At 37.6% G+C, this 5,825-nt stretch carries 8 protein-coding genes and 1 pseudogene; 1 reads left to right on the top strand and 8 read right to left on the bottom strand.

The window, feature by feature from the left end; translation table 11 throughout:
- Nucleotides 1-450: 450 nt before the first annotated feature.
- Nucleotides 451-621 (bottom strand): hypothetical protein, encoded by a 171-nt coding sequence (locus AC0KSB_RS04570; protein WP_472307037.1) that lies wholly within the window; start codon nucleotides 619-621, stop codon nucleotides 451-453.
- Nucleotides 622-717: 96 nt separating this feature from the next.
- Here AC0KSB_RS04570 and AC0KSB_RS04565 point away from each other — a divergent pair, with 96 nt between their 5' ends.
- Nucleotides 718-975 (top strand): hypothetical protein, encoded by a 258-nt coding sequence (locus AC0KSB_RS04565; protein ID WP_472307036.1) that lies wholly within the window; start codon nucleotides 718-720, stop codon nucleotides 973-975.
- Between the two features lie 27 nt (nucleotides 976-1,002).
- Here the strand turns inward: AC0KSB_RS04565 and AC0KSB_RS04560 are convergent.
- From AC0KSB_RS04560 to AC0KSB_RS04530, 7 genes and pseudogenes are all read right to left on the bottom strand, one after another.
- A pseudogene (locus AC0KSB_RS04560) lies at nucleotides 1,003-1,230 on the bottom strand (ATP-binding protein); the annotation flags it as partial.
- A gap of 102 nt (nucleotides 1,231-1,332) precedes the next feature.
- Nucleotides 1,333-2,349 (bottom strand): site-specific integrase, encoded by a 1,017-nt coding sequence (locus AC0KSB_RS04555; protein WP_472307035.1) that lies wholly within the window; start codon nucleotides 2,347-2,349, stop codon nucleotides 1,333-1,335.
- Nucleotides 2,342-3,331, bottom strand: coding sequence for a tyrosine-type recombinase/integrase (locus tag AC0KSB_RS04550; protein WP_472307034.1), 990 nt, complete (start codon nucleotides 3,329-3,331; stop codon nucleotides 2,342-2,344). The genes AC0KSB_RS04555 and AC0KSB_RS04550 overlap by 8 nt, the downstream gene beginning before the upstream one ends.
- The gene (locus AC0KSB_RS04545) at nucleotides 3,321-4,544 is read right to left on the bottom strand and encodes a tyrosine-type recombinase/integrase (protein WP_472307033.1); all 1,224 of its coding nucleotides are present in this window, start codon (nucleotides 4,542-4,544) and stop codon (nucleotides 3,321-3,323) included. Before AC0KSB_RS04545 ends, AC0KSB_RS04550 begins: the two co-directional genes overlap by 11 nt.
- Nucleotides 4,545-4,641: 97 nt before the next feature.
- Entirely contained in the window at nucleotides 4,642-5,181 is a 540-nt protein-coding gene (locus tag AC0KSB_RS04540) for an ATP-binding protein (protein ID WP_472307032.1), read from the bottom strand.
- Nucleotides 5,166-5,339 carry a hypothetical protein gene (locus AC0KSB_RS04535; protein WP_472307031.1) on the bottom strand — a complete coding sequence of 58 codons (174 nt, stop codon included), beginning with the start codon at nucleotides 5,337-5,339 and terminating at the stop codon, nucleotides 5,166-5,168. The genes AC0KSB_RS04540 and AC0KSB_RS04535 overlap by 16 nt, the downstream gene beginning before the upstream one ends.
- 90 nt (nucleotides 5,340-5,429) lie before the next feature.
- A partial coding sequence (locus AC0KSB_RS04530; RefSeq protein ID WP_472307030.1) for a transposase occupies nucleotides 5,430-5,825 on the bottom strand: 396 nt, incomplete at its 5' end.

Genomic DNA, 5,825 nt, shown 5'->3' with positions numbered 1-5,825 from the left:
TATATATATTTGTTAATATATTTGAATTTAATTTAATGCTGCAGTTTTAGCGATGTACTGAAACCTAATTTTTCACAAATAACCCGCTGATGGTGCTTCTTCAGCAGCTGCCACTAGTTAAATTTGTTCCGATGCGACCGGTTATTTTGATACAACCATTACATTTACGAAAACTATAACCTTGTTTTCAGTCTTGCTCAGCTGCTGCACTTTTTATGATTGTACAAATCTCTTACTTGTATTCATTCACAGCTTTGTACATTGTTAAGATATTTTCCGCAGGGACATCGGGCATGATATTATGTTCCTGGTTGAAGACAAAGCCCCATCGATAATATCTCCCATAATCGCATATATAGAACCACATGAATGCAAAAAGGTTTTCATTGTACTGTTCTTATGGACAAAATCAATCATTTTTTTATGACGCTACTTTAATATTCCCTGATACTATTCTGGTGCCATAAACGTACCTGTATCAAGACCAAGATCATCTCCAAACCTCATTATATCAACAACAGCTCCAATATAGTTGCATATATTCTCTAGAGTTTTCATATGTATCTCAAGCAATACATCAAGCAGCTCTTCAACTTTTTCCTGCTCACAGTAAATATCCATCAAAACGAAAAATTCGAACTTGTTGAGCGATTTATAAATTGGTTTTTTAGCCCTGAAATATCTTCTTCATATACTGTTCTTGGAGGCTCATCACCTATGAAAATTGTATACGAAGATAGCAAACTAAGTAGTTTATACCCCTGGATTGACATGGTCGAAGAAATCTTCACTTCATCTCAAACACGTGCACTGCCAACTGTAGAAAATGCAGAAATATTGGATATGGTAGTCATTGATCAAATAATTGCAAATGTTATATACGATCATTTTTCAACAGGCAGCTCGATAGAAACCCTTTTAAGAGAAGCTCATATTGTGTTTGGCAAGATATATTTCCCCCAGTTCGGAAGTTAATAATTCCCCCACCCCGAAGACTAATAGCTACTGCATCTTAGAATGCTGCAAACGGTAGCTCTGACCTTCGTGCATTAGTAATAATCCATGGTGCACCAGACGGTCAAGAATAGCCGTTGTCAGCTTCTGGTCATAGAAAATGGTATTCCATTCATCAAAGGGTAGATTTGTCGTAATAATCACGCTCCTCTTTTCATAACAGTCAGATATAGCTTCAAAAAGCAGCTGTGTACCAACTCTTTCAAAAGGGATATATCCCCATTCGTCTTATGCAAAGTTATTTATTATGTAAAGAAGAGTAGACAAATCCATAAAAACCAGGAGTTTTGAAGTACTCAACTTTACATAATAATTTCGCTAAATTATTTCTTTCAACCAGTTTAGCAAATCATGCTTCTGCTCAGAAGTGTATCTTTCTTCTGGAAGTACCCTGGCACTGGCATTTTCAACAGCTTTCCGCTTTATTTCAGGATTCGATTTTGCATAGATTTCTGTTGTTACAACAGATTCATGCCCCAGAAAATCGCGTATATAAATCAGGTTGACCCCACCTTCGAGCAGATGCATGGCTTTACTATGGCGTAACATGTGTGGAGTAACTGAGTCTGGAAACATCCCAGGGCACTTGTCTTGAGCCAGTTTGACATATTTTCTAAGTACATAGGATATACCTGCGCGTGTCAGGTGATTTCCTTGTTGATTAAAAAAAAGCGGCTTAACAAAATCTTCTTTGAAAGAATTACAATCATTCATATAAGAAAGAATAATTGATAGAGTTTGAGGCATGAGCGGAATAATCCTGGATTTATTTCCTTTACCTGTCAGCTTTACAGTTGCTGGTTTCTTGTCTCTAATGTTTCCAAAAGTCAGATCAGCAATTTCCTGTACTCGAGCACCAGAATCATATAATAGAGCCAAAAGAGCAAGATCACGACGTCCGCTTTTGCATTTTAGATTCGGTATCTTAAACAAAAGTTTAATCGCGTCAACAGATAGATATTCCATAGGTTTGGCAGGAACTTTTCTCATCTTTATTTCAAGTATTTCAGTACATGGTTGCATATTTTCAGGTGCCTCAGAAATAACATATCTGCAGAAGGAATGGATTCCGGCAAGTCGTTGATTCAAACTCGTTTCAGAATAATTCTTTTCATCTTCCAGCCATTTGAGAAAATTTTCTATATAGAATCGGTCCATTACATTAAAAGTAAGTTTTTTGAAGGTTTTTTTCACAATATCTTCCTGATATCGAAACAGCAGGATGAATGTATCTCGGTAAGATTTTATGGTGTTTTCACTGTATCCAGATCGTTCTGGCACGTACCGTGTAAAGTAGGAAGTTATGAGTTGGGGCAAAATATTATTCTTAATCATGATTCACCTCAGGAAACACATTAGAATAGTAGTTTTCCATTCCATCAAGAAGAGGTTTATAAGATTCTTTGGTTAACCGAAGATATTTTTCTGTGCTTTCAATTCCTCTGTGTCCAAGATAAGCGCTTAGTATAGGGAGCGCACAGTAAATGTCTCTTCCTTCCGTTACCATTTTTTCCAAAGCATGCACCGCAAATGTATGTCGGACATCATGTATCCGAGGTGGCGTTCCATCTTCTTTGCAAATACCGGCCTTTCTCATCAAATTTCGTAATCGCCAGTATGCCGAGCCACTTTGAAGATTTTCACTATGACTGGGGAAGATAAATCCGTTATAATGCTCCGCAAATCCCATGTTTAAGATATATTGTCGACAGTAATTGTGAAGCGAACTGGACATCGGGACCATTCTTTGACTGTGGTTTTTGGTATTATTCAGATATATAAGACCATTCGCCATATCAAGATCCGCCATTTTGATATGCAGAGCTTCATTTAGCCGTAACCCGCATCCATATAATATTCTATACAACATGGGATAGATAAAATGTTGTTTCGGATATCTTGGTGAAAACGGGATTTGGTCTAATTCAGCCGCCAGTCTGAGGATTTCTTCATGTGTGAATATATAGGGAATAAAATTGTCCTTTAACTTCATACGCCCAGCTTCTGGATAAACATAGAAGCTGAATCCTATACGATTCATAAACAAAGCGAATTGTCTTATAGTGCTCATCCTTAACAACTGCGTTTTTATGGACTCATTCTCTCTTAGCGCTACGTAAGCCTCAACCATTTCTTTATTAATAGCCAGTTCATTGCTATCTGGAAGTAGAATCGCAAATAAGTCATCCATAACCTTCAAACGATGACAATATGGTTCACATATCTTAAAACCAAGACTGCGTTTGTAATCGATAAATTTCTTGCAGTAATCTTTGAAGCGGCCATTAAAGATATAATAGTACTCTTTATCTTTCATACGGCACCTCCAAAGCAACGGATCGAAGCTCTTCAGTGTCAATATTAAGATATTGTCTAGTTGTGTTAGAACTTTCATGACCTAGAATACCAGTTATTACTGGATATGGTGTATTATTTTTAAGCAGATTGCTCGCCAAACTATGTCTCATTGCATGGAGTCCATGCTTTCGACTATTGTAATCTACCCCCGCATTTTTAAGGTGTTCAGTGATAATATAATAAAAGACATTATATGATGCGTACGGCTCGTAAGGAGCACGATTTCTAATAAAAATGTAGTTTGAGCTGCTTTCAGGACGACTGTCCCTGATAAATTCTATTAGTGCATATCTGATGTTTTCCAGCAAAGGAAGGTTTATCGGATTGCCTGTTTTGTGCTGCGAAAACTCAATGGTACTTTTTTCCCAATGAATATCCGAAAACTTCAATCTACGGATATCACCTGCACGCATACCGAGCTGGATGGCAAGGATTAGCACCAAATAATCGCGCTTTCCGATGATCGTATTTCTATCGACAGAAGCAAGGATTTTTTGAAGTTCTTCTTCATGATAGTAAGATGGTAGACGGTCATTTTTATCTGAATAGATCACCGGGAACAACTGGTGAAAGGACTTCTTGGATAATTCTTTTTCATATAAGAATAAGAGAAAGTTTCTGAGTGTAAATAAAATGCCGCTTACTGTATTACGTGTATAATTTCTTCGCAGGTCACTAGTATATAACAAAATTAAATCAGAAGTTAGAAAATCGATATCTGATATTCCCTGATTATGCAGATAATTCAAAAATCTTGTCATCTGAATAGATTTACTCTTCACGGTCTTTTGAGCAATTCCATATTTTGTTTGATAATCCAGATATGAGTCCAGCAGTTCAGAGAAACATTTTGCTACTTTCACGCCAGTGCGCTGATGACAACGCGAGATAATCTTGTTTTGATGTATTTCATCCAGTAGCTTTGCTGCTCTTACGCAGAAGACCTGATGGGTTGTCAGCAGTGTTCCTTTATCAATGTTGAGTATTTTGCAGATAGATTCATATAACTCGTCTTCAGAATATTGGATAGAAGTATTCCATCGGTAATGTGAAAGGAGTCTTTTCCAGATAAATTGGTAGTTCTGGATTGTGCTTATGCAATAGTTTTTGCTTCTTAGGTAAGCTTCAGCTTTCTCGATTAGTTCATTCACTTGTACAGTAGAAAATACCATGATTTTTCTCCATTCGTTTCTTCTACTTATACACTAATTTTTATGTAAAGTTGAGTGCTTCAAAACTCCTGGTTTCTATGGATTTGTCTACTCTTCTTTACATAATAAATAACTTTGCATAAGATGAATTATGTAAAGCTTTACATAATTCGTCCAAAATCAGAACATCCGCCTTTTCGAGTCTCTTCCAGAAATTGTTCTCAGTTTTATTAGCCTTAGATTGAGCCAGAAGATTAACAAGCCTGCTTGTTTTGAAGTATAAAACCCTATAGTCACGCTTACAGGCTTGCATCCCTAGAGCAATCGCCAAGTGTGTCTTCCCGGTACCAGGTCGCCCATATAGAATCAGGTTTTGTTTTTTGCTGGCAAATTCACATGAGCAGAGCGAATCAATTGTAACAGTGTCCGGTAAAATTATATTAGAAAAATCAAATGTATCAATACCCTTTATCAGATCAAACTTAGCCTGCTGGACATAACGATTGCGCCGTTCTATCTCTCTGCTGCGTACTGCCTCATTCAATATTTTTATCAGGAAATCTTCATTGCTGCTCGCCTCTATTTCAGAATAGATCTCTGAAATATGCGATCCCAGTCTCAATTGCCTACACAGCTTTTGGATTATCTCTTTTTGCATGCTGTGCCTCCCATAAGCCCGGCATAAGCCGAGAAATCAAGATCGTAATCAATGAGCTTAGGAAGATGCTCTGGCACTTCATTCTTAGGTATCTGTCCAGGTTTATTTAGAACATATGAGTAAGCTGCAATTAGTGAATCTGTATCTTTCGGATTCATTTTTATCGCATATGACAAAGCCGCGACAGATTTGTCGAAGCCATTATCTGGACCTATGTCAATAGTTTGGACAGAAAAAGTTGAACGATTTCAGGCCGCTTTTGCAAATTCCTCCTCCTTCTCCTGCGGCGTCATGTAGTTAAGAGCTTCGTGGATTCTTTTGCGGTTATACCAGGATTCAATATATTCAAAGAGAGCTTTTTGTGCCTCTTCAAAATCGGCATAAACGGTGGCGTAGACTTCTTCCTTTTTTAAGACTGCATGGAAGGATTCTATACAAGCATTGTCGTAGGGGTTTCCTTTTCGACTAAACGAATGCAGCATTTTTTTGTCTGTCACATAGTCTTCAAATATCTGGCTTGTGTACTGGCTGCCTAAGTCGCTGTGAATAACAATGCCGGTTGTGTCCTTCACATTCAGTGTGGCATTTTTCAAGGCCTGTGTAGCCATCTCGGCTGTCATGTGGCGAGCATAAGTATAGCCAAC

Source organism: Ercella succinigenes, from assembly GCF_900002895.1.
Note: the sequence above shows the minus strand (reverse complement) of the source record. Positions and strands in the feature narration are given on the sequence as shown.

What these genes read in the sequence shown, in the direction of transcription:
- AC0KSB_RS04545 (WP_472307033.1), bottom strand. Translation starts at nt 4,544, where the DNA reads ATGGTATTTTCTACTGTACAAGTGAATGAACTAATCGAGAAAGCTGAA.
- AC0KSB_RS04540 (WP_472307032.1), bottom strand. Translation starts at nt 5,181, where the DNA reads ATGCAAAAAGAGATAATCCAAAAGCTGTGTAGGCAATTGAGACTGGGA.
- AC0KSB_RS04570 (WP_472307037.1), bottom strand. Translation starts at nt 621, where the DNA reads ATGGATATTTACTGTGAGCAGGAAAAAGTTGAAGAGCTGCTTGATGTA.
- AC0KSB_RS04555 (WP_472307035.1), bottom strand. Translation starts at nt 2,349, where the DNA reads ATGATTAAGAATAATATTTTGCCCCAACTCATAACTTCCTACTTTACA.
- AC0KSB_RS04565 (WP_472307036.1), top strand. Translation starts at nt 718, where the DNA reads ATGAAAATTGTATACGAAGATAGCAAACTAAGTAGTTTATACCCCTGG.
- AC0KSB_RS04550 (WP_472307034.1), bottom strand. Translation starts at nt 3,331, where the DNA reads ATGAAAGATAAAGAGTACTATTATATCTTTAATGGCCGCTTCAAAGAT.
- AC0KSB_RS04535 (WP_472307031.1), bottom strand. Translation starts at nt 5,339, where the DNA reads ATGAATCCGAAAGATACAGATTCACTAATTGCAGCTTACTCATATGTT.